Genomic DNA, 23,603 nt, shown 5'->3' with positions numbered 1-23,603 from the left:
TCCGGGGCCCGACCGGGAGGCGACCTTCGAGGTCTGGTCGCTCCGCGGTGTGACCCGTAACATAGTAATGTGAAATTGCACTGCACAAGAGGTGACGCCCCCCGTTACCGAGCTGTGTCCGGGCCACACCACCCCCGCCCCACCTAGGAGTTCACCGGTGCCCCTCCGACAGACCGGCCTCAACACCGGGAGCCACGACCTCCCCGTCTCCCCCGCCCTCGACACCTTCATGGGCACCCGCTGGGCCGCCACCCCCCTCCCCGCCGACCGGCGAGTCCCCGGCCACGACCGCCTCCCCGGCCGCCACACCCGCCTCTCCGCCGCCTTCCCCGGCGAGCGGCTGATCGTCCCCGCCGGCCGGCTGAAGGTCCGCTGCAACGACCTCGACCACCGCTTCCGCCCGCACAGCGCCTACGCCTGGCTCACCGGCCTCACCGGCGAGGACCAGGCCGACCACGTCCTCGTCCTCGAACCGACCGGCCCCCACGGCCACGAGCCGGTCCTGTACCTGCGCCCCCGCTCCCCCCGCGGCCGGCAGCACGCCAACGGCACCGAGTTCTACCGCGACCGCCGCTACGGCGAGTTCTGGGTCGGCCGCCGCCCCGACCTCGCCGAAGCCGCCGCGCTCACCGGACTGCGCACCGAACACCTCGACGAGCTCGACAAACTCCTCGCCGGCCCCCAGCCGCCCACCCGCGTCCTCGCCGGCACCGACCCCCTCGTCGACGAGAGCACCGGACGCCCCGGCGCCCACACCACGCGGGACGGCGAACTCGACGCCGTCCTCGCCGAGTTGCGCCTGGTCAAGGACACCTGGGAGATCGGCCAGCTGCAACTCGCCGTCGACCACACCGTCACCGGCTTCCAGGACGTCGTCCGCGCCCTGCCCACCGCCCTGCGCCACCCCCGCGGCGAACGCTGGATCGAGGGCGTCTTCGACCTGCGCGCCCGCGCCGAAGGCAACGGCACCAGCTACACCACCATCGCCGCCTCCGGCGCCCACGCCTGCGTCCTGCACTGGATCCGCAACGACGGCGCCCTCGACCCGAACTCCCTGCTCCTGCTGGACGCCGGCGTCGAAACCGACACCCTCTACGCCGCCGACATCACCCGCACCCTCCCGCTCAGCGGCACCTTCACCCCCGTCCAGCGGCAGGCCTACGACCTCGTCCTCGCCGCCCAGAGCGCCGGCATCGCCGCGCTGCGCCCCGGCGCCCGCTTCCGCGACTTCCACCACGCCGCCATGCGGGTCATCGCCGAAGGCCTCGCCGACTGGGGCGTCCTGCGCATCCCCGCCGAACAGTCCCTCGCCGAGGACAACGGCCTCCACCGCCGCTACACCCTCTGCGGCAGCGGCCACATGCTCGGCCTCGACTACCACGACTGCGCCAGGGCCCGCGCCGACCGCTACCTCGACGGCACCCTGGAAGCCGGCATGGTCCTCACCGTCGAACCCGGCCTCTACCTCCAGCCGGACGACGAAACCCTCCCCCTCGAACTCCGCGGCCTCGGCATCCGCATCGAGGACGACCTCGTCATCACCCCCGACGGCGCCCACCTCATGTCCCACGCCCTCCCCCGCACCGCCCCCGCCATCGAATCCTGGATGGCCGACCTCCTCGGCTGAGCCCGGGGAGCGGCCGCTCACACCGCCCGTGCCGCCGCCCACAGCTCCGCGATCAGGTCCGCCGCCGGGCCCGTGCGGGCCAGGTGGTGGGCGGTGCCGGCCCAGAGGTGCATGGACTGGAGGTCGGCGCGGCGGGTCGCGGCGGCGCGCAGCGGCTGGGTGAGGTGGTGCACCTCGGGGTAGGCGGGCGGGGCGTACGGGCCGTGGCGGTCGATGAAGGCGTTGCGCAGACCGCGGGCCGGGCGGCCGGTGAAGGCCCGGGTGACGGCCGTCTCCGGGAGTTCGGTGAGCGCCGCCCGGTGCGCGGCCGAGGTGCCGGCCTCGTCGGCGCGCAGCAGGGCCGTCCCCAGCTGCACCGCCGCCGCCCCGGCCCGCAGCGCCGCCGCCACCGCCGGGCCGTCGCCCAGCCCGCCGGCCGCGATCAGCGGCAGCGCCGTCACCGCCCGGACGGCGGGCAGCAGCTCCAGCAGCGGGACGTCACCGGGCTCGTCCCCGATCCGGTGGGTGGCGCGGTGCCCACCGGCCTCCGGGCCCTGCACGCACAGCGCGTCCATCCCGACCGCCTCCGCCGTCCGCGCCTCCGCGGGCGTGGTGACGGTGCCGACCTGGAACGACCCGGCCGCGCGGACCGCCGCCGCCTCCTGCGGCGTCGGCAGGCCGAAGGTGTACGAGACCACCGGGACCGGGTCCGCCAGCAGCACGGCGAGCTTGGCCTCCCAGTCGTCCCGGTCCGGCCCGATCTCCTCGGGCAGCGCCACGCCCCACCGCTCGGCCTCGGGCCGCAGCCGCTCCCGGTAGGCGGCGACGGCCGCCGGATCGCCGGGCGGGGCCGGGACGAACAGGTTCACGCCGAACGGCCCGCCGGTCAACTCCCTGACCAGCGCGACCTGTTCGGCCATCGCGGCGGCGCTCCGGTACCCGGCGGCGAGGAACCCCAGCCCGCCGGCCCGGTTCACCGCCGCCACCAGCTCCGGGGTGGATGCCCCGCCCGCCATCGGCGCGCCGATCACCGGCACGGAAAGTTCATCGAGACGCACGGCCATCGGGGTCCTCCACTCCGGGCAACGGTTCGGACCCGGCCCACCCTACGCTCAGCGGATCAGTCCCCGCCCGCGCGCCGCCCGCACCGCCGCCGTCCGCGAGTCCACCGCCAACTTGGTGTAGACGTGCACCAGATGGGACTTCACCGTGGCCTGGCTCAGGTGCAGCCGCTGGCTGATCTGCTGGTTGGTCAGCCCGTCCGCGACCAGCCCCAGCACCTCGGTCTCCCGCGCGCTGAGCGCCGCCGCCGGCGTCCGCATCCGTTCCAGCAGCCGGTCGGCGACGCTCGGCGCCAGCGCCGAGCGGCCCGCGGCGGCGGCCCGGACGGCCTGGGCCAGTTCCTCCGGCGGGGCGTCCTTGAGCAGGTAGCCGGTGGCGCCGGCCTCCAGCGCGGGCAGGGTGTCGGCGTCGGTTTCGTAGGTGGTGACGACGAGGACCCGGGGCGCGCCCGGCCGGGCGGTGATCGCGGCGGTCGCCTGGGCGCCGTTCATGGCCGAGCCGGGCCCGAACTGGAGGTCCATCAGCACCACGTCGACCCCGCCCGCCGCGGCCAGTTCGACGGCCCGTTCGGCGGTCGCGGCCTCGGCGGCGATGGTGAAGTCCGGCTCGCCCTCCAGGACGGCCCGCAGCCCGGCCCGCACCACCGGGTGGTCGTCCGCCAGCAGCAGCCGGATCACCGCGCCGCTCCCGCGCCCGCCGTCACTGCGCTCGTTCACGCCCTGACCTCCGTCACTCCGTCCGTTCACGCCCCGTACGCCGTCGCTCCGCCCGTTCACGCCCCGCCCTCCGTCACCGGCAGCTGCACCGCGAGCGCCGTGCCCCCGCCGGGCGCCGACTCCACCGTGAAGGTGCCGCCGAGCGCCCGCGCCCGGGCCCGCATCGACGGCAGCCCGAACCCGCCGTCCCCTCCGCTGCGCCCGGCGACCGCCGCCGGGTCGAATCCGGCCCCGTCGTCGAACACGTCCAGCGCCACCTCGCCCTCCATGTAGCTGAGCGTCACCTCGGCGTGCGAGGCGTGCGCGTGCCGGACGGTGTTGCCGAGCGCGGACTGCGCGATCCGCAGCAGCGCGACCTCCTGCGGCACCGGCAGCCGTACCGGGTCCCCGGAGACGTGCAGTTTCACCGGCAGGCCGCTGTGCGCCGCCGTGGTGGCGCACAGCCGTTCCAGCGCGACCGGCAGCGGGTCGCCGTCGAGCGCGGGCGGGGTGAGCGCGCGGACGAACCGCCGGGCCTCGTCCAGGTTGTCCTGGGCGGCCTGCCGGGCCTGCTCGACGTACCCGGAGGCCGCCTCGGTGCGTTCCGGCAGGGCCCGCTGGGCGGCCCGCAGCAGCAGCTGGATGGAGCTGAGGCTCTGCGCGAGGGTGTCGTGGATCTCCCGGGCGAGGCGCTCGCGTTCGGCGAGCACCCCGGCGGTGTGGTGGGCGGCCGCGGCGTCGGCGCGGGCGGCGGTGAGTTCGTCGATCAGCCGACGGCGCTCCTCGCTCTCCCGGTACAGCGCCTGGTAGCCGAGCACGGTGGCGGTGGCGACGGCCGCGCCGAGCGCGGGTCCGATCGCGGCGGGCAGGCTGAAGGTGTGCTGGTGCCAGGACCAGGCGGCGATGGCGGTGGCGGCGGTCAGCCCGACGGCGGTGAGGCCGCCGCGCCGCCCGAGCAGGTGCAGTTCCAGGAAGTACAGCGGGAACGCCAGCCACACCCCGTCCTGGGTGGCGATCAGCACGCCCACCCAGGTGACGCCGAGCAGCGCCAGCCACAGCGCGGCGGCCCGGCGCGAGCGGCGGACGGCGGCCAGCCGGGGGCCGACGGCGTACACGGCGGCCATCGCGGTGGCCGCGGCGGCGACGGAGACCGGGTCGCCGTCCCGGCCGACGGCGGCGCGGGCGACGGCCAGGGCGAGCAGGCCCGCCACGAGCAGGTGCAGGCAGACCTGGAGGACGCGGGCGACGGGGGTGGTGCGGGATCGTTCGGTCGCCATCAGTCCAGCCTAGGTTCCGAACCGGGCCCCGGCATCAATCAAAAGGTTGAACTCCGCTTCTGCCCTTTGATGCCGAGGATGCAATCCGCGGTGCGATGCCCGCAGGGCCCCTTCTCCGGGACGGTGGAAGCGTCGGAAACACTCGTTCAGCAGGAAGGCCCACCGTGTTCGTCGCCTGGAGGGATCTGGGGTTCGCCAAGGGGCGGTTCGCCCTGATGGGGACCGTCATCGTGCTGATCACCGTACTGGTCGGTCTGCTGTCCGGACTGACCGCCGGACTCGGCCGGCAGAACATCTCCGCGATCACCGGCCTGCCAGCCGACCACCTGGTGTTCGGCAAGCCCGCCGACGGGCAGAAGCTCTCCTTCACCGACTCCCAGGTCACCCCCGAGCAGTGGCAGGCCTGGGCGGCCGAGCCGGGCGTCACCTCCGCCCAGCCGCTGGGCATCACCACCACCAAGGCCGCTGCCGGCACCCGCACCACGGCGCTGTCCGCCTTCGGCGTCCCGGACGGCTCCGCGCTGGCCCCGCAGGGCGCCCGGATCGCCCCCGGCCAGGCCGTCCTGTCGAAGACCGCCGCCAAGAACCTGGGCGACCTCACCCCCGGCGCCGACTTCACCCTGGCCGGCCACCGCCTCCGGGTCGCGGCCGTCGACGGCGACGCCGCGTACAGCCACACTCCGGTGATCTGGACCAGCCTCGCCGACTGGCAGCAGGCCGTCCCCGGCGGCTCCGGCCACGCGACCGTCATCGCGCTCACCACCGCCAAGGGCGCCGACCTGCACGGCGCCGACGCCCGTCACGGCACCGAGACCCTCACCCGCGACGACGCCCTCGCCGCGATCGGCTCCTACACCTCCGAGAACGGCTCGCTCCAGCTGATGCGCGGCTTCCTGTTCGCCATCTCGGCCCTGGTGATCGGCGCCTTCTTCACCGTCTGGACGATCCAGCGCAGCGGCGACGTCGCGGTGCTCAAGGCCCTCGGCGCCTCCACCCGCTACCTGCTGCGCGACGCCCTCGGCCAGGCCGTCCTGCTGCTGGTGCTCGGCACCGCCGTCGGCACCGCGCTCGCCCTGGGCGCCGGCGCGCTGATCCGCTCCGCCGTCCCCTTCGTCCTCGACGCGCCGACCCTGCTGCTGCCCGCCGCCATCATGATCGCGCTCGGCGCGGTCGGCGCCGCCCTGTCCATCCGCCGGATCACCTCCGTCGACCCGCTGACCGCCCTGGGGAGTGCCCGATGAGCCTGACCCTCGACCGCATCACCCTCACCTACCCGGACGGCGACGGCCGGCTCACGGCACTGGACGACGTGTCGCTGACCGTCCCCAAGGGCTCGATCACGGCCGTCGTCGGCCCCTCCGGCTCCGGCAAGTCCAGCCTGCTGGCGGTCGCCGCCACCCTGATCACCCCGGACTCCGGCCGGGTCGTGCTGGACGGCACCGACACCACCGGCCTCGGCCGCGCCGAACTGACCGCGCTGCGCCGCACCCGGATCGGCATCGTCTTCCAGCAGGCCAACCTGCTGCCCTCGCTCACCGCCGTCGAACAGCTCCAGGTGATGGCCCACCTGGACGGCCGCTCCCCGCGCACCGCCCTCCCCCGGGCCCTGGACCTGCTGGCCGCCGTCGGCCTGCGGGACCAGGCCGCCCGCCGCCCGCACCAGCTCTCCGGCGGTCAGCGCCAGCGCGTCAACATCGCCCGCGCGTTGATGAACGACCCCACCGTGCTGCTGATCGACGAACCCACCAGCGCCCTCGACCACGAACGCGGCGCCGCCGTCCTCGACCTCATCACCGACCTCACCCACCGCCGCGCCACCGCCACCGTCCTGGTCACCCACGACCGCACCCACCTGACGGCCGTCGACCAGATCGCCGAAGTCCACGACGGCCGCCTGACAGTGCCCGCGGCGGCCTGAGCTACTTCTTCGCCGCCAGCACGTCGTCCACCGACAGCGTCACCGCCGCCCCGATCGACTCCGGCAGGGTGAACGACTGCCCCGGGTGGTGGACGGCGTGCACGCGGTACTCGCCGTCCTGCGGGTCAGTGAGCACCATGACCCGCTGGTTCGTCCGGTCCACGATCACGTAGACGGGTACTCCAGCGGCGGCATAGACGAAGGGCTTCCGCTTCAGGTCGTCGCTGAGGTTGGACGACGTGACCTCCAACACGAGCCGGAAGACCGCCGGGTCGTAACAGTTGTACTCGATCAAGTGGTCATCGATGTCGGCATCGACGATCGCCAGGTCGGGAACGGCGTAGTCCGACGGCCCGTCCGGCAGCCAGATGCCAACGCCCTGAATGACGTCGACCTCATCCCCGTCGAGGCCGGCGGCGAACAGCACACGCATGAGGCGGCTCAGTGACTTGCCGTGCGAAGCATTCGGCGGCGGCGTCACGGTGATCTGGCTCCCGACGATCTCGACCCGGTGCCCGGCGAACTGGTTGGAGATCAGCTCGGCGACTTCGAGCAGCGTCGGCTGCTCGATGGGCTCTTCCACTGCTGCGGCGGACATGGATTTCCTCCTGGCTGCCGATGTCGAGAACGTCATCGTAGGGCGCGAACGCATTCCGACGCCCGATCCCCAGTCTTCACCCGAACGGGCGGTTTAGCCCCGGCTAGCCCTACCGCGCCCGCAGCTTCAGCGCCGGGCGGGCCTCCTCCGCCGCCTCGTCCTGCCCCGCCCACAGCGAGCGGACGTGGCTGAGGTGGCGGGTCATGCAGGCCTCGGCCGCCTCGGCGTCGCCGGCCAGCATGAGGTCGAGCAGTTCCAGGTGCTCCTCCGCCGAGGAGGTCAGCTCGCCGCGCTCGTCGAGCCGGTTGAGGCCGTACAGCCGCGAGCGCTTCCGCAGGTCGCTGACGACGTCGACCAGCCGGGCGTTGCCGGCCAGCCCCAGCAGGTCCAGGTGGAACTGCCGGTCGGCCTCCAGGTACCCGATGAGGTCGTGCTTGCGCGCGGCCGCGACGATCTCCTCGGCCTGCGGGCGCAGCCGCTCCAGCTGCTCCTTGGTCGCCGTGCGCGTCACCCGGCCGACGGTGGGGACCTCGATCAGGGCGCGGATCTCGGTGTAGTCGTCGAGGTCACGCTCGGTGAGCTCGGTGACCCGGAAGCCCTTGTTGCGGACGGCCTCGACGAGGCCTTCGCGGGCGAGGTCGAGCATGGCCTCGCGGACGGGGGTGGCGGAGACGCCGAAGTCGGCGGCGAGCGCGGGTGCGGAGTAGACGACGCCGGGGCGCAGTTCGCCGGAGATCAGGGCTGCCCGGAGCGCGTGGGCGACCTGGTCGCGAAGCCGCTCCTGTACGGAGATCAGGGTGCGGGGTTTGAGGTCGGCCATGGTGTTCCTCCGGGTGGGTGCAGAACACCAGCGTACAATGTCACGTTACGTTGAGTGCGCAACATTCCACGATTCGAACGGTCCCTCAGCACCCGAGGCCCCGGCCGAAACTCATGGTGGCAGCGGCCGGCGGCCGTGACAACGGCCGGCGGCGCACGACCTGTCGCCCGCCCTGCTCATACGGAGCCGGCCCGGCAGGGGATCCCTTCCCGCCGGGCCGACTCCCGCTTCACAGCCCCCGACACCCGCCAGGAGCAACGGACTTGGGAATCGAGATCGCCCTGTACGACGACCACCCCAACAAGGGCGGCCGGTCCGTCCCGACCCTGCTGCACCTCTCGGTCGACCACGGCCCGGCCCTCGCCGCCGCCCTGGCCGCGCACGCCGGGCCGGCCGACCACCGGCCCGGACGGCTCGGCCGGATCGACCCGTACGGCGACACCCGGTTCAACGAGCAGGACGCCGGCGCCGCCTTCGAGGAGGCCACCGTCCTGCTCGCCCGCTGCACCACCGAGGAAGAGCGGGCGGCCGTCCGCGACCTGCGCAACCTGCTCGCCCACTGCGCCGCCACCCCGGGCAGCTGGCTCCACTTCCTCGGGGACTGAAGGTCAGCCCGCCCCGGTGCTCCGGTACACCTCCGCCGCGACCGCCAGGTCCTCCCACGCCATGCCGACGCTCTTGAAGAACCGCGGCCGCCCCGCCGGCACCAGCGCGTCGCCGCGCACCAGCTCGGCCAGGTTCCACACCTGCCGGCCGGCCACGCCCGCCATGATCAGGTCGCCGGCCTCGCGGGCCGCCACCGTCCGCGCCTCCACGTACAGTTCGGCCCGCCCGACCAGCACCTCGTCCACCTCCCGCGCGTCCGGCTCGTGCGAGCCGACGGCCGCGACGGCGGCGTGCGCGGGCACCAGGGCGCCGTCGAACAGCGGCGTGCGCGCGGTGGTGCAGCAGACCACCAGGTCCGCTTCGGCGACCGCCTCCGGCCCGCCGACCCCGGCCGCCAGCCCGAGCTCCCGCCCGTACGCGGCCAGGGCCCCGGCCCGTCCGGCGTCCCGCGCCACCACGGTGAGCCGGGTCAGCGACCGGACGGCCAGCAGCGCGTCCAGGTGCCCGTACGCCTGCGGCCCGGAGCCGAACAGCACCAGGTGCTCGGCGTCCGGCGCGGCCAGCCGGCGCAGCGCGACGGCGGTGACGGCGGGTGTGCGCAGCGCGGTGAGCGCGGCGCCGTCGAGCAGGGCGAGCGGCTGCAGGGTGGGCCCGTCGAGCAGCAGGTAGCTGCCGGTGATCCGGGGCAGTCCCCGCCCCGGGTTGGCGGGCGCGACCCCGGCGATCTTCACCCCGGCGTACGGGCCGGCGGCGGCCGGCATCATCAGCAGTTCGCCGGCCGGGACGGGGACGGCCGAGCGGGCCGGTGCCGGCTCCGGGTCGAACCCGTCGAGCAGCACCCGCTCGATCGCCGCCACCGCCTCGCCGGGCCCGACCGCGCCGACGCCCGGCACGGCGTACTGGAGCGGCTCAGCCGCCGTACCGGGCGGCACAAGAGGCGACGCAGGAGGCGACGCAGCAGGGTCCACAGGAGGGTTCGCGGGAGCGGTCACAGGAGGAACCCCGCGCCCAGGTCGTCGTCCGGTTCCAGGACGAACGCGTGCTCGCCGGTGCGGTGCGCGCTGCCGGTGACCTCGGTCACGACGCCGCCGTCCAGCGGGTCGCCGCCGGGCAGGACGCGGCCGGTGAAGACCGTCCCGATGACGGACTCGTGCCGCAGTTCCTCCCCCGGCGCGAGCCGGCCCTCGGCGGCGAGGACGGCGAGCCGGGCGGAGGTCCCGGAGCCGCAGGGCGAGCGGTCGATCTGCCCGTCCGCGAAGACGGTGACGTTCCGCTGGTTCAACACGCCGTCCTCCGAGACGAGTTCGTCGAACAGGATGACCCCGTACACCCCCGACAGGAGCGGGTCGCTCGGGTGCGCCACCGCCGCCGCGCCGGCCAGCAGCTCCCTGATCTCCCGCCCGGCGGCGGTGAGTTCGGGCAGCTGCGCGGGCTCGACCGCGAGGCCGAGGGCGGCCGCCGGCACCGAGGCGTAGCAGGCGCCCGCGTGCGCCACCGCGACCTCCACGGTGCCCCGTGAAGTGGCCAGCGGCAACTTCAGAGCGGCGACCCGGGTGGGCACGTTGCGGAAGGTGACGCCGGTGGTCCGCCCGCCGGCCCGGTGCACCAGCGCGGTGACCCGGCCGGACGGCACGTCGATCCGCACCCGGGCCACGCCGTCGGCGGGGGCCGCGACCCGCCCGGAGTCCACCGCCCAGGCGCCGAGCGCGATGGTGCCGTGCCCGCAGGCCGTCGAGTAGCCGTCCTTGTGCCAGAACAGCACCCCGAAGTGCGCCTCGTCGTCGTCCGGCGGTACCAGGAACCCGCCGTACATCCCGGCGTGTCCGCGCGGTTCGCGGCTGAGCAGCTGCCGGGCGTCGTCCAGCGCGCTCGGCCGGGGCGCGGTCGCGCTGCCGCCGGCGCCGAGGGCGATGGCCCGCCGTTCGGCGACGCTGTCGCCGGGGATCGCGGGCACGCCGTCCAGCACGATCCGGAACGGCTCGCCGGCCGCGTGGTAGTCGACGGTGCGGACGGGCATCACGCGCCACCGCCCGGCAGGACGCTGACGGTGCGGCTGACGGTGTAGAAGTCCAGCGCCGCCTGGCCCTGCTCGCGCTCGCCGTGGCTCGCGCCCTTGGCGCCGCCGAACGGCAGGTGGAAGTCGACGCCGCTGGACGGCGCGTTGACCCGGATCATGCCCGCGTCCAGCCGGTCGGCGGCGGCGAGCGCCACGTCCAGGCTGCGGGTGTGCACCGAGGTGGAGAGGCTGTGCGGGGTGTCGTTGGCGAGCGCGATCGCCTCGTCGAGGTCGGCGGCGGCGTGCAGCAGCGCGACCGGGCCGAAGAACTCCTCGCGGGCCAGCGGGTGTTCGGCCGGCACGTCGGTGAGCAGGGCCGGTTCGAGGTACCAGCCGTCCCGCTCGGGTGCCCGGCCGCCGGTGAGCAGGGTGGCCCCGGCGGCGACGGCCGAGTCGACGGCGGCCGTCAGCCGGTCCCGGGCGGCGGCGTTGATGACCGGCCCGCAGGCCGTGTCGTCGACCAGTTCCAGCGCCTTGACCAGGGCGTCGCGCAGCGGCTCGTACGCGGCGCCGACCGCGATCACCCGGCTGGTGGCGGTGCACTTCTGCCCCGCGTACCCGGCGATGGCGGCGGCGAGGTGGGCGGCGGCCTGCGCGAGGTCGGCGTCCGGCAGCACCAGCGCGGCGTTCAGCCCGCCGAGTTCGGCCTGCACCGGCACGCCGCGCTCGGTGGCGGCCCGCACCACGGCCCGGCCGACGCCGGTCGAGCCGGTGAAGGAGACCACGTCGGCCGTGTCGACCAGCGCCGCGCCCTCCTCGGCGCCGCCCGGCAGCACGGTGAACACGTCCTCGGGCAGCCCGGCCCCGGCGGCCAGTTCGGCCAGCCGCAGCGCGCAGGCGGTCGCCTCGGGCGCCGGCTTGAGCACCGCGGTGTTGCCGACCGCCAGCGCCGGCGCGGCCTTCCAGGTGGGGATCGCCAGCGGGAAGTTCCACGGCGCGATCAGCCCGGCGACGCCGTACGGGCGGCGCCGGGTGAGCAGCAGCCCGGGCCCGGCGGCGGTCTCGTGCACCGCGCCGGACGGCGCGAACGGCGCCTGCGCGTAGTAGCGCCAGATCGCCGCGGTGCGGGCGACCTCGCCGCGCGCCTCGGCGAGCGGCTTGCCGACCTCGCGCACGATCAGCCCGGCCAGCTCGTCCGCGTGCGCCTCGACCGCTTCGGCGATCCGGCCGAGCGCCGCGGACCGGGCGCCCGCGCCGGCCGCGAGCCAGCCGGGCTGGGCTGCCCGGGCCCGGGCGACGGCGGCCCGGACGGCTTCGGCGCCGGGTTCCTCCACGGCGACGACGAGGTCCGCGGGGTCGGCGGGGTTGTACGAGGTGATGGTCACGACCAGCAGCCCTTCGAAGGTGGTTCAGCGGACGTCGGAGCGGGCCCCTCCCCCGGAGGCCGGCTCCTCTTTCAAACAGCTCTACAACAGGAACCCGGCCGGGAACGGGTCGCGCGGGTCGAGGAAGTACTGGGCGGTGCCGGTGACCCAGGCCCGCCCGGTGACGGTGGGCACCACGGCGGGCAGACCGGCCACCTCGGTCTCCTCGACCAGGCGCCCGATGAAGGTCGTCCCGATGAAGGAGTCGTTGCGGAAGTCGCGCCCCAGCGGCAGTTCGCCGCGCGCGTGCAGCTGCGCCATCCGGGCCGAGGTGCCGGTGCCGCAGGGCGATCGGTCGAACCACCCGGGGTGGATGGCCATCGCGTGCCGGGAGTGCTCGGCGGTGGAGCCGGGGGCGAGCAGCTGGACGTGGTGGCAGCCGTGGATGGACGGGTCCTCCGGGTGCACCGGGCGGTCGGGGCTCGCGTTGATGGCGGCCATCAGGGCCAGTCCGGCCTCCAGGATGTCCTGCTTGCGCTCGCGCTCGAAGGGCAGCCCGAACTCGGCGAGCGGCAGGATCGCGTAGAAGTTGCCGCCGTACGCCAGGTCGTAGCCGATCGTGCCGTACCCGGGCACCTCGATCTTGGCGTCCAGCGCGGCCGAGTAGGACGGCACGTTGCGGATGGTCACCGCGGTGGCGGCGCCGTCCTCGACCCGCACCTCGGCGATCACCAGCCCGGCGGGCGTGTCCAGCCGCACCGTGGTGACCGGCTCGACCACCGGAACCATGCCGGTCTCGACCAGCACGGTGGCGACGCCGATGGTGCCGTGCCCGCACATCGGCAGCAGGCCGGAGACCTCGATGTAGAGCACGCCGAAGTCGGCGTCCGGCCGGGTCGGCGGCTGGAGGATGGCGCCGCTCATCGCGGCGTGGCCGCGCGGCTCGTACATCAGCAGGGTGCGGAAGTGGTCCAGGTGCTGCTGGAAGTGCACCCGGCGCTCGGCCATGGTGGCGCCGGGAATGACGCCGAAGCCGCCGGTGATGACCCGGGTCGGCATGCCCTCGGTGTGCGAGTCGACGGCGTGGAACACGTGACGGCTGCGCATGGCTCTGACGACTCCCGTCGGAGTGGGCGTACGGAGGTGCTGACCGTACGCGGGATCGGGTGGGTGGGGCCGGGCCGGCTGCCCCCTCAGCCGGCCTGGTGACGAAGTCTCCCGGTTATGCCAGGCCCTCGGCCAGCGCCTTCTCGGTGGCCGCGCGGACGGCCGCCTCGATGTCCGGGGTCAGCGGCTGGCGCGGCGGGCGGACCGGGCCGCCGGCGCGCCCGGCGATGTCCATGGACAGCTTGATGGCCTGGACGAACTCGGTCTTGGAGTCCCAGCGCAGCAGCGAGTGCAGCGACTTGTACAGCGGCAGCGCGGTGTCCAGCTCCTGCGCCACGGCGGCCCGGTACAGCGCGACGCTGGCCTCCGGCAGGGCGTTCGGGTAGCCGGCGATCCAGCCGACCGCGCCGGCCAGCGCCAGCTCCAGCAGCACGTCGTCGGCGCCGATCAGCAGGTCCAGCCCGGGGGCCAGTTCGGCGATCTCGTAGGCCCGGCGGACGTCGCCGCTGAACTCCTTGACCGCGACGATCGAGCCCTCGCCGTGCAGTTGGGCGAGCAGCGCGGGGACGAGGTCGACCTTGGTGTCGATCGGGTTGTTGTACGCGACGACGGGCAGTCCGGCCTTGGCCACGTCGGCGTAGTGCGCCCGGACGGACGCGTGGTCGGCCCGGAAGGCGTTCGGCGGCAGCAGGAGCACGGAGCCGGCGCCGGCCTCGGCGGCCTGCTCGGCCCAGCGGCGGGACTCGGCGCTGCCGTAGGCGGCCACGCCGGGCATCACCCGGGAGCCGTCGCCGGCCGCCTCGACGGCCACCTCGACGACGCGGGCGCGCTCCTCGGCGGTGAGCGTCTGGTACTCGCCCAGCGAGCCGTTGGGGACGACGCCGTCACAGCCGGACTCGATCAGCCAGCGGACGTGCTCGGCGTACGCGTCGTAGTCGACGGAGAGATCCGGGCGCAGCGGGATCGTGGTGGCGACCATGATGCCGCGCCAGGGCCGGGCGGTGTCGTGTGGGGTGTTGGACACGGTGAGCTCCTTGGTGAGGTGTGACATTTTATTAGAGGAGATGGGCCGGAGACAAGAGTCCCCGGCCCGCATGTTCGACGGACCTCAGGCGTCCTCACCGGACGACCCGGACGACCCGGACTGCCCCGACGACCCGGACTGCCCGGCCGCCAGCTGCGACAGCGGCACCGGGCAGGCCAGCGGCCGCCGGTCCGGCCCCGGCTCACCCGAGCCGGCCAGGCAGGCCACGGCCGGACCGCACATCCGGCCCTGGCACCAGCCCATCCCGGCCCGGGTGAGCAGCTTGACGGTGCGCGGATCGCCCGCGCCCAGCTCGTCCACGGCCTCCCGGATCGCCGAGACCGGCACCTCCTCGCACCGGCAGACGTCGGTGTCCGGGCGCAGCCAGCCGGTCCAGCCGGGGCCGGGCCGGTGGGCCGCGGCCATCAGGTCGGCGAAGTTCCGCAGCCGGGCCCGGCGGCGCAGCAGTGCGGGCTTCGGGGCCCGGTCGGCCACGGCGTGCGCGACCAGTTCGCCCTCCACGATCGCGAGGTCCGCGCCGCCGACGCCGTTGGTCTCCCCCGCCGACCAGAGTCCGGGCACGGTGGTGCGCAGCCGGGCGTCGACCCGGAGCCCGACGGCGCCGTCCGGGGCGGTCCTGGTGGCCGCGCCCAGTTCGGTGGCCAGGTCGATCTGTGGCAGCAGCCCGTGGCCCACGGCGACGGCGTCGCAGGCGATCCGGCGTTCGGTGCCGGGCACCGGCCGCCAGTCGGCGTCCAGCCGGGCCACCGTGACGGCGGTGACCCGCTCGGTCCCGTGCGCCTCGACGACGGCGCTGCGCGGGCGCAGCCGTACGCCGTGCCGCAGCAGCGTGCTCCCGTGCCCGGCGCCCTCGACGAGCTTGGCGGGGACGGCCGCCAGGGCGCCGGGGCGCCGGGCGTAGCCGAGGTAGTCGGTGGCCTCGACGACCGCGGGCACCTCGGCCCCGGCGGTGACCAGCGAGGACGCCGCCGCGAGCAGCAGCGGCCCGCTGCCAGCCACCACGATCCGCCGCCCGGGCAGCACCAGCCCGGCCTTGAGCATCGCCTGCGCGCCGCCCGCGGTGACCACCCCGGGCAGGGTCCAGCCGGGGAACGGCAGCTGGCGCTCGTACGCGCCGGTGGCGAGCAGCACGGACGCGGCCGGGACGGTGGCCCGGTCGGTGGCCTCCGGGCCGCGCGTGACGTGCACGGCGAAGCCGTCGCCGGTCCGCTCCAGCGCCCACACCTGGTGGCCGCCGAGGAAGCGGACCCGCCCGGCCCGCTCGTGCGCGGCGAGCCGGTCGGCCAGTCCGGTGTAGACGGACCAGCCGTGGTGGAGCCGGTCCGGGCGGGCGGCGCCGAGGCCGGGCGCGGGGTGCCGGTAGTACTGCCCGCCGGTGCTGTGACCGGCGTCCAGCAGGACGCAGCGCAGCCCGAGGTCGGCGGCGGTCACGGCGGCCGCGAGCCCGGCCGGGCCGGCACCGATCACCGCGAGGTCGGGGCGTCGGGCCGCTTCGGCGGCGGCCCGGTCAGACGGCGAGGTCGGCACGGCCGTGGCCCTCCTGGGTGGTGACGGTGGTGCCGGGTTCGGCGGGGAGCAGGCAGGTGCGCTGGTTGGGGCGGCCGTCGACGGTGGCCAGGCAGTCGAAGCAGGCGCCGATGCCGCAGAACACCCCGCGCGGCCGGCCGCCGACCCGGGTGGTGCGCCAGGCGAGCACGCCGTCGGCCCAGAGCGCGGCGGCGATCGACTGTCCGGGCAGGGCCGGGACGGGTCGGCCGTCGAACTCGATGTGGTGGGCGGGGCCGGGTTCGGCCCGGACCAGGTCGGCGGGGGTGCGGCGCATCGGCGGCTTCTCCGTTCCGGGGTTGGTCGACGGACGAGGGCGGTCGACACGACAGGGGCGGTCGACACGGCGGGGGCGGTCGACGAACGAGCGTGGTCGGCAGGCGGACAGCGGTGGTCGAGGAGCCCGGGCTCAGGCCCCGGCGTCCGACGGGAAGCGGTCCGGGCGGAACGGCGCGAGGTCCAGTTCCGGCTGCTTGCCGGTCAGTTGCTCGCTGATCAGCAGGCCGGTCGCCGGAGCCAACCCGATGCCGGCGCCCTCGTGCCCGCAGGCGTGGTAGAGCCCGGGCGCCCTGGGGTCCTCGCCGATGGCGGGCAGGTGGTCCGGCAGGTACGGACGGAAGCCCCGGTAGGTGCGCATCACGGTGACGTCCGCGAGCACCGGGAAGAGCGCCGCGGCCTGGGCGGCGAGCCGCCGCAGCACCTCCTGGGAGAGGGTGCGGTCGAAGCCGACCCGTTCGCGGCTGGCGCCGATCAGCACCGGCCCGCCGGGGGTGCCCTCGACCACGGCGGAGGTCTGGAGCCCGGCCGAGCCGCTGGCGACGTCGGCGACGTAGTCGGCGGCGTAGACCTTGTGCCGGACGATCCGCGGCAGCGGCTCGGTGACCAGGACGAAGCCGCGGCGGGGCATCACCGGCAGGTGCACCCCGGCCAACCCGGCCAGTTCGCCGCCCCAGGTGCCGGTCGCGTTGACGACGGCGGGGGCGTCGAGTCGGCGGCGGTCGGTCCGCACGCCGCGCACGGCGCCGTCCGGCCCCCGGTGCACGGCGGTCACGGTCTCGCCGGTGATCAGCTCGGCGCCCATCCGGCGGGCCTCGCGCAGCAGGTGGGCGGCGGCGAGGGCGGGCTGGACCTGGGCGTCCTGCGGGTAGTGGAAGCCGCCGGCGAGGCCGGGGGCGAGGTGCGGCTCCAGCTCGTGCAGCCGCTCGGCGGGGATCTCCTCGGCGGTGACGCCGGCGGCGGCCTGGCCGACGGCGAAGGCCCGCAGGGCGTCCTGCCCGGCCGGGGTGGAGGCGATCACCACGCCGCCCTTGGGCTCGTACTCGACGGCCGCGCCGAGGTGTTCGGCGAGGTCGTGCCAGAGCCGGGTGCTGAGCAGGGCGAGGTCGAGTTCGGGCCCGGGCTCCTTGTCGGAGACCAGCAGGTTGCCCTCGCCGGCACCGGTGGTGCCGCCGGCCACCGGCCCGCGGTCGACGACGGCGACGGTGAGCCCGGCGCGGGCCGCGTAGTAGGCGCAGGCGGCGCCGACCACGCCGGCGCCGACCACGACGACATCCAGGGGAGGTCTCTGGGTCTTGAGCACGTCAGTAATATGTCACATGCCATCCACCCTGCCAAGACCACCCGCCGGATCCCGAACCAGGCCGGAGCAGCGCAAAAGCCCGGGCTCACCGGGCCGGAGCAGCGCAAAGGCCCCGGCCCACCGCGTCGGGCGGCGGGCCGGGGCCTCAGGGTGCGCTACCGGCTCAGGTGATGTCGTCGATCTGCTCGTGACGGGCGGCCGGCACCGGGGCGCCCGCCGTCGGCGCGGCCGAGGCCTGGACCATCTCCGTACCGGCCACCGGCTGCACCGAGAGGTCCAGCTCCGAGGCCTCCTCGTCGCTCAGTCCGGCGTCGGGGTCGCGGCGCTCCTTGCGCCTGTCGTTGAAGATCGCGATGCCCACCGCGAGGAAGTACAGCGCCCAGATCGGCGCGGCCAGCGTGAGCATGCTCACCGGATCGGCGCTCGGGGTGGCGAAGGCGGCGAAGACCGTGATGCCCATGACCATGCCGCGCCACCAGCCGAGCAGCCGCTTGCCGGTGACCATGCCGACCATGTTCATCATCACCAGCAGCAGCGGGAACTCGAAGGCCAGGCCGAAGACCAGCACCATCCGGGTGGCGATGTCGAGGTAGTCCTCGGGCGGCAGGATCGGCGTGGTCTTGTCCGGGGTGAACGAGATCAGCACGTCGACGGTGGTCGGCAGCACCAGGATGGCGCAGCCCACACCGGCCAGGAAGAGCGGCGCCCCGCACAGCATGAAGATGACGGCGTACTTCTTCTCGTGCCGGTGCAGACCGGGTGCCACGAAGGCCCAGACCTGGTAGAGCCAGACCGGCACGGTCGCGACCACACCGGCCGTCAGTGACACCTTGAGCATCCAGGTGAAACCGGCGGTCAGACCGATGTTGGAGACCTGGGCGCACTTGCCCTTGAACTGGTCGGCAGTCTCCACGGTGCAGCGCGGCAGCGGCTCCAGCAGGAAGTTCTCGATCTGCCTGTGGTAGATCGCCGCCACGATGGTGATCAGCACGATCGCCAGGACCGACTTGACCACGCGGTTGCGCAGTTCCCGCAGGTGGTCGGTGAGGGCCATCCGCCCCTCAGGATCCTTGGACGCCTTCGACGCCTTGGAGAGCTTGCTCAACCCCGGTCCTCAACTCGTGCGTCGAGGCCCGCCGGTCGACGGGCCTCCGTGGTCGCGTTCGTCACGTGCGCCGCACTCAGTGCGGGCGGTCGCCGTCGGCCGCGGACGGCCCGGCGGCGGGCTCGGCCACCGGGCGGGCGGTGCCCGAGGCGCCCGGAGCGGCCTGGATGGTCCTGGCCGCGGTCGTCGCCGAACCGCCGTCGACCCGGGGCGCCGGAGGCGGCGTCGCGGCGGCGTCCTCCTCGGCGCCGTCCGAGCGCATGGCCTTGGCCTCGCTCTTCAGGATCCGCATCGACTGCCCGAGCGAGCGAGCCAGGTCGGGCAGCCGCTTGGCGCCGAACAGCAGGACGGCGAAAATCACGACCACCACGATCGCGGTCATCGAGATGCGCATTGCGCGACCACCTTCACTCATGGCGACCCGTCGGGCCCCCCGCCGCGGATGGTAACCGCTGCGGATGACGCCACGACGACGGCCGCCCGAACAGGACAGCGGCCCCGGTTCGCAGTTCAGGAGCCATCTGCAGGAGCCACCTGAGAGCGTAACCCGCCCCCGCCTCCCCGCAGCAGCCCCCGTACCACCGACGGCCCTCCTGTGCTAAACGGCACTGCCGAGCGGGCACCACCCGAGGGGCACCACCGGACGGCCCTACCGGCCCGGTACGGCCTCCGCCAGCTCCCCCGCCGCCTCGGCCAGCGCCCGCGAGGCCGCGTCCACGCCCTTGGCCAGCGCCCGCACGTCCAGCCAGAGCCGGATCGCGAGCACCCCGAGGACCAGCAGGCCCGCGGTGGCGAGCAGGACGGCGGCGACGAGCATCCAGGACATGCGCCCCACCCTATCGGGCCCGGCCCCCCGGCCGGGTCCGGAGGAGGGCGCCCGGCGGCGCTACCCCTCGGCCGGGACGAGCCGCATGGTGCGCACCCCGGCCCCGACGAGCGCCGCGACGATCTTCTCCCCGGCCGGCTTGCGCACCGCCGCCCCGCAGAGCGGGCAGCCGAAGCTGTAGTGCGCCTGGGCCGGGGTGCGACCGAGGGTCAGCCGGAACTCCTCCGCCGGGAGCTCGACCTTCTCCCGGCACTCGGAGCAGTACACCTTGAATCTGGTCCCGGGCTCCACCGATCAGACCCGCCCCTCCCCGTCGGCGACGGTCTGCTCCCCGTACGCGGCCAGCGCCTCCAGGGCGGCCGCGCGGGCCTGCCCGGCCAGCCCGGGCGGCGAGACGATCCGGCCGTCCCGGCCCAGCCGCAGCGCCAGCGGGCGCAGCTGGGAGGGATCGGCGCTGCGCAGGGTGATCCGCAGCCCGCCGTCGGGCAGTTCCTCGGCCCGGTCGTGGGTGTAGTACTCGGCCACCCAGCGCCCGCCGGAGGTGACCTCGACGACCACCTCGGGGTCGTCCGCGGACGGGTTGACCAGCCCGCCGCTCAGGTCGCGCGGCTCGCGCCGCGGCGGGTCGGCGGGGACGTCCAGCACCCGGATCTCGGCGACCCGGTCCAACCGGAACATCCGGTGGTCCTCGGAGGTGCGGCACCAGGCCTCGAGGTAGGTGTGGCCCTCGGTGAGCAGCCGGATCGGGTCGACCTCGCGCTCGGTCATCCCGCCGCGCCCGTGCGAGTAGTAGCGCAGCCACAGTCGGCGCCCCTCGCTGAGCGCGCGGTCGATGTCGGCGAACACGTGGCCCTCCGCCTCGAAGGTCACGCCGACCCGGGCGCTGCCGGCGGCGCTCTCGCCCGCCGCGTTCTCGATCTTGACGACGGCCCGGGTGAGCGCCTCCCGGTCGCCGGCCCGCAGGCCGGGCAGCCCGGCCACCGCACGGGCGGCGACCAGCAGCGCGGTGGCCTCGTCGGCGGCGAGGCGCAGCGGCTGGGCCACGTCGTCGACGTTGTGCCACCAGATCCGCTCGCCGTCGGTGTCGATGTCGAGCAGGTCGCCGCCGCGGAAGCTGGTGCCGCACATCGGCAGCACGTTGAGGTCCCCGATCAGCTCGCGCTCGGAGATCCCGAACGCGCGGGCCACCTCGGCCACCTCGGCGCCGGGGCGCTCGCGCAGGTAGGTGACCAGCGACAGCATCCGCCGCGTCTGGTCGATCGCGTTGCTCACGCCTGAACCCCTCCGCTTCCGTTCACCACGTCCAGCCCGGCCACGGCCCGCAGCCGGTCGATCACGTCGGCCCGCAGCTCCTCGGGCCCGAGCACCAGCACGTCCGGCCCGAACTCGGCGAGGTCGGCGCCCAGCCCGTTGCCGTACGGGATCTCCAGCTCGTCCCAGCCGTCGTCCACCCGCGCGCTGCTCAGCGCCTTGGTGCGCAGCGGGAAGCCCGCTCCCCGGCGGACCCGGACGGTGGCGGTGGCGGTGGCGCCCTCGCCCGCGAACTTGGCGACGGTCGCGCGGACGTCGACGTGCTCGGGCACGGTGCCGAGGAAGGCGCCGGTCCTGGCCCGGACCTTGCCGGTGATCCGGCTGAGCCGGAACACCCGGGCGTCGCCGCGGTCGCGGTCCCACCCGGCCAGGTACCAGTGCCCGCGCCAGCACTCCAGCGCCCACGGCTCGACGGTGCGCAGCTCGCCGGCGGCGGCGCCGGCCTTGCGGTACTCGAAGCCGACCGGGCGGCGGTCCCGGGCGGCGGTGAGCAGCGGCTCGAACGCGGCCTCCCGGGCGGGGATGCGCGGCTCCAGGGCGGTCCGGCCCTCGGGCTCGGCGAACGGCACCCCGGCGGCGCGCAGCTTCTGCAGCGCGCCGCTGGCCGCGCCGGACATCTTGGCCTGCTGCCAGACCCGGGCGGCCAGGGTCAGCGCGGCCGCCTCCTCGGCGTCCAGCGCGATCTCGGGCAGCCGGTTGCGGTCGGCGCGGGCCAGGTAGCCGAGCTCGCCGTCCAGGGCGCTCTCGTCGACGTCGATCACCAGGCCGAGTTCGCGCAGGTCGTCCTTGTCCCGCTCGAACATCCGGTTGAAGGCGTCCTCGCTGCTGTTCTGCCAGGCCTCGCGGTACGCCTCGATGGATTCCCGCAGCTCCTTCTTGGAGAGCGGACGTCTGGTGTTCATCAGGCACAGGGCGAGATTCATCAGCCGCTCTGCCTTGGCGATCGCCATCGCTGACCCTTCCGGTGTGCCGCGCCGTGCGCGGGGTGCGCCAACCGGGCGATCACCACCCGGCGGGACCGACCGTACCGGTAGCGGTACGCACGGCAAAAGCGGCCTCCCGAAACGCCCGTGGGCCGGGCCCCCGGAGGGGTCCGGCCCACGGCCGCGGCAGGCTCAGACGCCCAGCAGGTCGACCACGAAGATCAGGGTCGAGCCCGCCGGGATCAGCGGGGTCGGCGACTGGTTGCCGTACGCCAGGTGCGACGGGATGGTCAGCTCGCGGCGACCGCCGACCTTCATGCCGACGACGCCCTGGTCCCAGCCCTTGATGACGCGGCCGCCGCCCAGCGGGAAGCGGAACTCGTTCGGGGTCCGGTTCCAGCTCGCATCGAACTCCTCGCCGGTCTCGAAGGTCACGCCGACGTAGCGGACCTTGACGTTGTGGCCCGGCTTGGCCTCCTCGCCGTCACCGACGACGATGTCGCGGATCTGCAGGTCCGCCGGGGCGTCGCCGATCGGGAAGTCGATCTCGGGCTTCTCGTTGAGGTTGACGCTCACAGTCCCTCTTCTCACGTTTCGCATTGCAGTCACGACCAAGCGGCGGGCGCCCGCACCCCCGGTCCGTTCCCGGACCACGGTACGGGCGCCCACCGCCCGGGGTGGTCCGGCCACGCGGCCGGACCTGAAGGTCACACGCACACCATTGTCACCCGAAAGTGGATCAGCCCTGACCGGCGTCCAGGATGTCCACCACGAAGACCAGCGGCGCGCCCGGCGGGATGTCGCCCTGGCCCTTGTCGCCGTAGGCCAGCGCGGCCGGGATCACCAGCTCCACCCGGCTGCCGACGGTCTGGCCCACCAGCCCCTGGTCCCAGCCCTGGATGACCTGGCCACCGCCGACCGGGAAGGAGAACGCCTGGCCCTTGCTGAGCGAGGAGTCGAACATCTTGCCGTCCTTGAACAGCGCGCCGGTGTACTGGACGACGACCTTCTCGCCCTTCTCCACCGCCGGCCCGGTGCCCTTGATCAGGACGTGCGACTTCAGCTCGGTCGGGTCCTTCGCGCCGGCCACCGGGGTGATCTCGGCCGGCTTCTTGCCGTTGTCCTTGACCTGCGGGAAGTCCGCGGGCGGCGGCGTGACGGTGCCGCTCACCACGGCGTCGGGCGCGTTGGCGTTGCGGATGTCGATCACGAAGATCAGGTCGTCCTTCGCCCCGATCGACATGTCGGCCTTGCCCTGGGAGCCGAACGCGGCGGCCGGCGGGGCCACCACGAGGACCCGGCTGCCGGCCTTCTTCCCGACCACGGCCTGGTCCAGCGCCGGGATCAGCGCGTCGGTGCCGGCCTGGAAGATCTGCGGCTTGCCGTTGTTGTCGTACGAGCTCGGGATGTCCTTGCCGGTGGTCCAGTCCTTGGCGGTGTAGTCCACCGAGGTCCAGGAGTTCTTGTCCACCTTGGGGCCGGTGCCCTCGGTCAGCACCTTCACCACGAAGGAGCCGTCGGAGGCCTCGCCCGGCACCTGGATCTCGGCCTTCTTGCCGAAGTCACCGGTGACGGTGGGCAGCACCTTGGCGCTGTCCTTGATCGGCGGCACCGGGTCGGCGGTCGGCGTGGGCGGCGCGCTCTTGGCGGCGTCCGGCTTGGCGGCGGTGTCCGACTTGCCGTCCTTGTTCACCAGGTACAGCGTCACGGCGCTGCCGGCCAGCAGCACGGCCAGCACCGTGCCGAGGATCACGCCCAGCCGGCCCACCCCGGGCGGGTTCTCGTCGTACCCGGCCTCCGAGGTGTCGCCCCGACGCACGGTGGAGGCGAAGATCTGCGGGGTGTCGTCCGTCTTGGTCCCGCCCGAGGCGCGCGGCTGCTCTCCGGGCTGGGCCCAGCCGGCCTGCTGCTTCAGGATCGACGGCGGGACGACGATCGACTCGCCGTCCCCCGGGAGCGGGCCGCCGGGACGCGAGGCGGTCGGGTCACCCGCAGAGCTGTCGTTCGCCGCGGTGCCGGCCCCGCCCGGGCTCGGCGTCTTCTCAGTCATGACTCCCCATCCATCTCGCCACGAGGTCTTCCAGGTCTGCGACCGGCGTGCTGACTGCCGGTCTGCCGTCGCACCGTCCGCCCCGGACCTCGACGCCGGGCGGCGCCTGCCACAGTGCGAGGGCAGTATGACAGCTCAGGATGAGGGCGGACGCTTCGTTGTACGAGCGT

Annotated in this window: 25 protein-coding genes; 4 read left to right on the top strand and 21 right to left on the bottom strand. The window is 74.6% G+C overall.

The features are described from left to right. Positions 1-157 precede the first annotated feature (157 nt). Entirely contained in the window at positions 158-1,627 is a 1,470-nt protein-coding gene (locus ACIO9K_RS14235; RefSeq protein WP_400329730.1) for an aminopeptidase P family protein, read from the top strand. 17 nt (positions 1,628-1,644) lie between these two features. On the opposite strand, the gene ACIO9K_RS14230 is transcribed toward ACIO9K_RS14235, so the two are convergent. From ACIO9K_RS14230 to ACIO9K_RS14220, 3 genes are read right to left on the bottom strand one after another with little or no spacing between them, the layout of a single operon-like run. Next, positions 1,645-2,670: a nitronate monooxygenase gene (locus ACIO9K_RS14230; protein WP_363618142.1), complete on the bottom strand. Its 1,026-nt coding sequence runs from the start codon at positions 2,668-2,670 to the stop codon at positions 1,645-1,647. A 48-nt stretch (positions 2,671-2,718) separates the two neighbouring features. Next, the gene (locus ACIO9K_RS14225; RefSeq protein WP_363618140.1) at positions 2,719-3,384 is read right to left on the bottom strand and encodes a response regulator transcription factor; all 666 of its coding nucleotides are present in this window, start codon (positions 3,382-3,384) and stop codon (positions 2,719-2,721) included. 56 nt (positions 3,385-3,440) lie between these two features. Next, on the bottom strand, positions 3,441-4,640 hold the full coding sequence (locus tag ACIO9K_RS14220; protein WP_363618138.1) for a sensor histidine kinase: 1,200 nt from the start codon (positions 4,638-4,640) through the stop codon (positions 3,441-3,443). A 164-nt stretch (positions 4,641-4,804) separates the two neighbouring features. Here ACIO9K_RS14220 and ACIO9K_RS14215 point away from each other — a divergent pair, with 164 nt between their 5' ends. Both ACIO9K_RS14215 and ACIO9K_RS14210 read left to right on the top strand, forming a co-directional pair. Next, the gene (locus tag ACIO9K_RS14215; protein WP_400329725.1) at positions 4,805-5,881 is read left to right on the top strand and encodes an ABC transporter permease; all 1,077 of its coding nucleotides are present in this window, start codon (positions 4,805-4,807) and stop codon (positions 5,879-5,881) included. Beyond that, positions 5,878-6,558: an ABC transporter ATP-binding protein gene (locus ACIO9K_RS14210; protein WP_363618134.1), complete on the top strand. Its 681-nt coding sequence runs from the start codon at positions 5,878-5,880 to the stop codon at positions 6,556-6,558. Before ACIO9K_RS14215 ends, ACIO9K_RS14210 begins: the two co-directional genes overlap by 4 nt. Position 6,559: 1 nt before the next feature. Here ACIO9K_RS14210 and ACIO9K_RS14205 read toward each other — a convergent pair whose 3' ends face one another. Beyond that, the gene (locus tag ACIO9K_RS14205; protein ID WP_363583869.1) at positions 6,560-7,156 is read right to left on the bottom strand and encodes a Uma2 family endonuclease; all 597 of its coding nucleotides are present in this window, start codon (positions 7,154-7,156) and stop codon (positions 6,560-6,562) included. 109 nt (positions 7,157-7,265) lie between these two features. After that, complete coding sequence (locus ACIO9K_RS14200) at positions 7,266-7,976, bottom strand: GntR family transcriptional regulator (protein ID WP_063346897.1); 711 nt, start codon at positions 7,974-7,976, stop codon at positions 7,266-7,268. Between the two features lie 263 nt (positions 7,977-8,239). Here ACIO9K_RS14200 and ACIO9K_RS14195 point away from each other — a divergent pair, with 263 nt between their 5' ends. Next, a complete protein-coding gene (locus ACIO9K_RS14195; protein ID WP_400329720.1) occupies positions 8,240-8,581 on the top strand; it encodes a hypothetical protein in 342 nt (113 codons plus the stop codon). A 3-nt stretch (positions 8,582-8,584) separates the two neighbouring features. On the opposite strand, the gene ACIO9K_RS14190 is transcribed toward ACIO9K_RS14195, so the two are convergent. From ACIO9K_RS14190 to ACIO9K_RS14115, 16 genes are all read right to left on the bottom strand, one after another. Then, a complete protein-coding gene (locus ACIO9K_RS14190) occupies positions 8,585-9,514 on the bottom strand; it encodes an ornithine cyclodeaminase family protein (RefSeq protein ID WP_400329717.1) in 930 nt (309 codons plus the stop codon). 56 nt (positions 9,515-9,570) lie between these two features. Beyond that, positions 9,571-10,599 (bottom strand): proline racemase family protein, encoded by a 1,029-nt coding sequence (locus ACIO9K_RS14185; protein ID WP_363583874.1) that lies wholly within the window; start codon positions 10,597-10,599, stop codon positions 9,571-9,573. Then, positions 10,599-11,969, bottom strand: coding sequence for an aldehyde dehydrogenase family protein (locus ACIO9K_RS14180; RefSeq protein WP_400330124.1), 1,371 nt, complete (start codon positions 11,967-11,969; stop codon positions 10,599-10,601). The genes ACIO9K_RS14185 and ACIO9K_RS14180 overlap by 1 nt, the downstream gene beginning before the upstream one ends. Before the next feature lie 75 nt (positions 11,970-12,044). Further along, positions 12,045-13,049: a proline racemase family protein gene (locus ACIO9K_RS14175; protein ID WP_363618128.1), complete on the bottom strand. Its 1,005-nt coding sequence runs from the start codon at positions 13,047-13,049 to the stop codon at positions 12,045-12,047. A gap of 115 nt (positions 13,050-13,164) precedes the next feature. Further along, entirely contained in the window at positions 13,165-14,100 is a 936-nt protein-coding gene (locus ACIO9K_RS14170; protein WP_400329713.1) for a dihydrodipicolinate synthase family protein, read from the bottom strand. 57 nt (positions 14,101-14,157) lie between these two features. Continuing rightward, entirely contained in the window at positions 14,158-15,621 is a 1,464-nt protein-coding gene (locus ACIO9K_RS14165; protein WP_400329710.1) for an NAD(P)/FAD-dependent oxidoreductase, read from the bottom strand. Further along, positions 15,602-15,916, bottom strand: a complete 315-nt coding sequence (locus tag ACIO9K_RS14160) for a (2Fe-2S)-binding protein (RefSeq protein WP_363583882.1) — start codon at positions 15,914-15,916, stop codon at positions 15,602-15,604. Before ACIO9K_RS14160 ends, ACIO9K_RS14165 begins: the two co-directional genes overlap by 20 nt. A 132-nt stretch (positions 15,917-16,048) precedes the next feature. After that, complete coding sequence (locus tag ACIO9K_RS14155; protein ID WP_363618124.1) at positions 16,049-17,218, bottom strand: FAD-dependent oxidoreductase; 1,170 nt, start codon at positions 17,216-17,218, stop codon at positions 16,049-16,051. 163 nt (positions 17,219-17,381) lie between these two features. Continuing rightward, on the bottom strand, positions 17,382-18,272 hold the full coding sequence (gene tatC / locus ACIO9K_RS14150; protein WP_400330121.1) for a twin-arginine translocase subunit TatC: 891 nt from the start codon (positions 18,270-18,272) through the stop codon (positions 17,382-17,384). A 127-nt stretch (positions 18,273-18,399) separates the two neighbouring features. Further along, positions 18,400-18,717, bottom strand: coding sequence for a Sec-independent protein translocase subunit TatA (gene tatA, locus ACIO9K_RS14145; RefSeq protein ID WP_363583888.1), 318 nt, complete (start codon positions 18,715-18,717; stop codon positions 18,400-18,402). Between the two features lie 255 nt (positions 18,718-18,972). Next, the gene (locus ACIO9K_RS14140; RefSeq protein WP_159398379.1) at positions 18,973-19,149 is read right to left on the bottom strand and encodes a hypothetical protein; all 177 of its coding nucleotides are present in this window, start codon (positions 19,147-19,149) and stop codon (positions 18,973-18,975) included. A 60-nt stretch (positions 19,150-19,209) separates the two neighbouring features. Continuing rightward, a complete protein-coding gene (locus ACIO9K_RS14135) occupies positions 19,210-19,440 on the bottom strand; it encodes a hypothetical protein (RefSeq protein WP_063346907.1) in 231 nt (76 codons plus the stop codon). 3 nt (positions 19,441-19,443) lie between these two features. Continuing rightward, positions 19,444-20,391, bottom strand: a complete 948-nt coding sequence (locus ACIO9K_RS14130; protein ID WP_363618486.1) for a WYL domain-containing protein — start codon at positions 20,389-20,391, stop codon at positions 19,444-19,446. 26 nt (positions 20,392-20,417) lie between these two features. Then, on the bottom strand, positions 20,418-21,410 hold the full coding sequence (locus ACIO9K_RS14125; protein ID WP_350877984.1) for a WYL domain-containing protein: 993 nt from the start codon (positions 21,408-21,410) through the stop codon (positions 20,418-20,420). A gap of 165 nt (positions 21,411-21,575) precedes the next feature. Beyond that, positions 21,576-21,983: an FKBP-type peptidyl-prolyl cis-trans isomerase gene (locus ACIO9K_RS14120; protein ID WP_400329704.1), complete on the bottom strand. Its 408-nt coding sequence runs from the start codon at positions 21,981-21,983 to the stop codon at positions 21,576-21,578. Positions 21,984-22,122: 139 nt separating this feature from the next. Continuing rightward, entirely contained in the window at positions 22,123-23,433 is a 1,311-nt protein-coding gene (locus ACIO9K_RS14115; protein WP_363618120.1) for an FKBP-type peptidyl-prolyl cis-trans isomerase, read from the bottom strand. Between the last annotated feature and the right edge of the window lie 170 nt (positions 23,434-23,603).

Source organism: Kitasatospora sp. NPDC087271, assembly GCF_044744605.1.
In the GTDB taxonomy this organism is placed as follows: Bacteria; Actinomycetota; Actinomycetes; order Streptomycetales; family Streptomycetaceae; genus Kitasatospora.
The sequence above is the reverse complement of the archived record's forward strand: the minus strand, read 5'-3'. Positions and strand labels throughout refer to the sequence as shown.

What these genes read in the sequence shown, in the direction of transcription:
- ACIO9K_RS14185 (WP_363583874.1), bottom strand. Translation starts at nt 10,599, where the DNA reads ATGCCCGTCCGCACCGTCGACTACCACGCGGCCGGCGAGCCGTTCCGG.
- ACIO9K_RS14175 (WP_363618128.1), bottom strand. Translation starts at nt 13,049, where the DNA reads ATGCGCAGCCGTCACGTGTTCCACGCCGTCGACTCGCACACCGAGGGC.
- ACIO9K_RS14230 (WP_363618142.1), bottom strand. Translation starts at nt 2,670, where the DNA reads ATGGCCGTGCGTCTCGATGAACTTTCCGTGCCGGTGATCGGCGCGCCG.
- tatC (WP_400330121.1), bottom strand. Translation starts at nt 18,272, where the DNA reads ATGGCCCTCACCGACCACCTGCGGGAACTGCGCAACCGCGTGGTCAAG.
- ACIO9K_RS14200 (WP_063346897.1), bottom strand. Translation starts at nt 7,976, where the DNA reads ATGGCCGACCTCAAACCCCGCACCCTGATCTCCGTACAGGAGCGGCTT.
- ACIO9K_RS14205 (WP_363583869.1), bottom strand. Translation starts at nt 7,156, where the DNA reads ATGTCCGCCGCAGCAGTGGAAGAGCCCATCGAGCAGCCGACGCTGCTC.
- ACIO9K_RS14160 (WP_363583882.1), bottom strand. Translation starts at nt 15,916, where the DNA reads ATGCGCCGCACCCCCGCCGACCTGGTCCGGGCCGAACCCGGCCCCGCC.
- ACIO9K_RS14115 (WP_363618120.1), bottom strand. Translation starts at nt 23,433, where the DNA reads ATGACTGAGAAGACGCCGAGCCCGGGCGGGGCCGGCACCGCGGCGAAC.
- ACIO9K_RS14125 (WP_350877984.1), bottom strand. Translation starts at nt 21,410, where the DNA reads ATGGCGATCGCCAAGGCAGAGCGGCTGATGAATCTCGCCCTGTGCCTG.
- ACIO9K_RS14220 (WP_363618138.1), bottom strand. Translation starts at nt 4,640, where the DNA reads ATGGCGACCGAACGATCCCGCACCACCCCCGTCGCCCGCGTCCTCCAG.
- ACIO9K_RS14170 (WP_400329713.1), bottom strand. Translation starts at nt 14,100, where the DNA reads ATGTCACACCTCACCAAGGAGCTCACCGTGTCCAACACCCCACACGAC.
- ACIO9K_RS14130 (WP_363618486.1), bottom strand. Translation starts at nt 20,391, where the DNA reads ATGCTGTCGCTGGTCACCTACCTGCGCGAGCGCCCCGGCGCCGAGGTG.
- tatA (WP_363583888.1), bottom strand. Translation starts at nt 18,717, where the DNA reads ATGCGCATCTCGATGACCGCGATCGTGGTGGTCGTGATTTTCGCCGTC.
- ACIO9K_RS14140 (WP_159398379.1), bottom strand. Translation starts at nt 19,149, where the DNA reads ATGTCCTGGATGCTCGTCGCCGCCGTCCTGCTCGCCACCGCGGGCCTG.
- ACIO9K_RS14120 (WP_400329704.1), bottom strand. Translation starts at nt 21,983, where the DNA reads ATGCGAAACGTGAGAAGAGGGACTGTGAGCGTCAACCTCAACGAGAAG.
- ACIO9K_RS14210 (WP_363618134.1), top strand. Translation starts at nt 5,878, where the DNA reads ATGAGCCTGACCCTCGACCGCATCACCCTCACCTACCCGGACGGCGAC.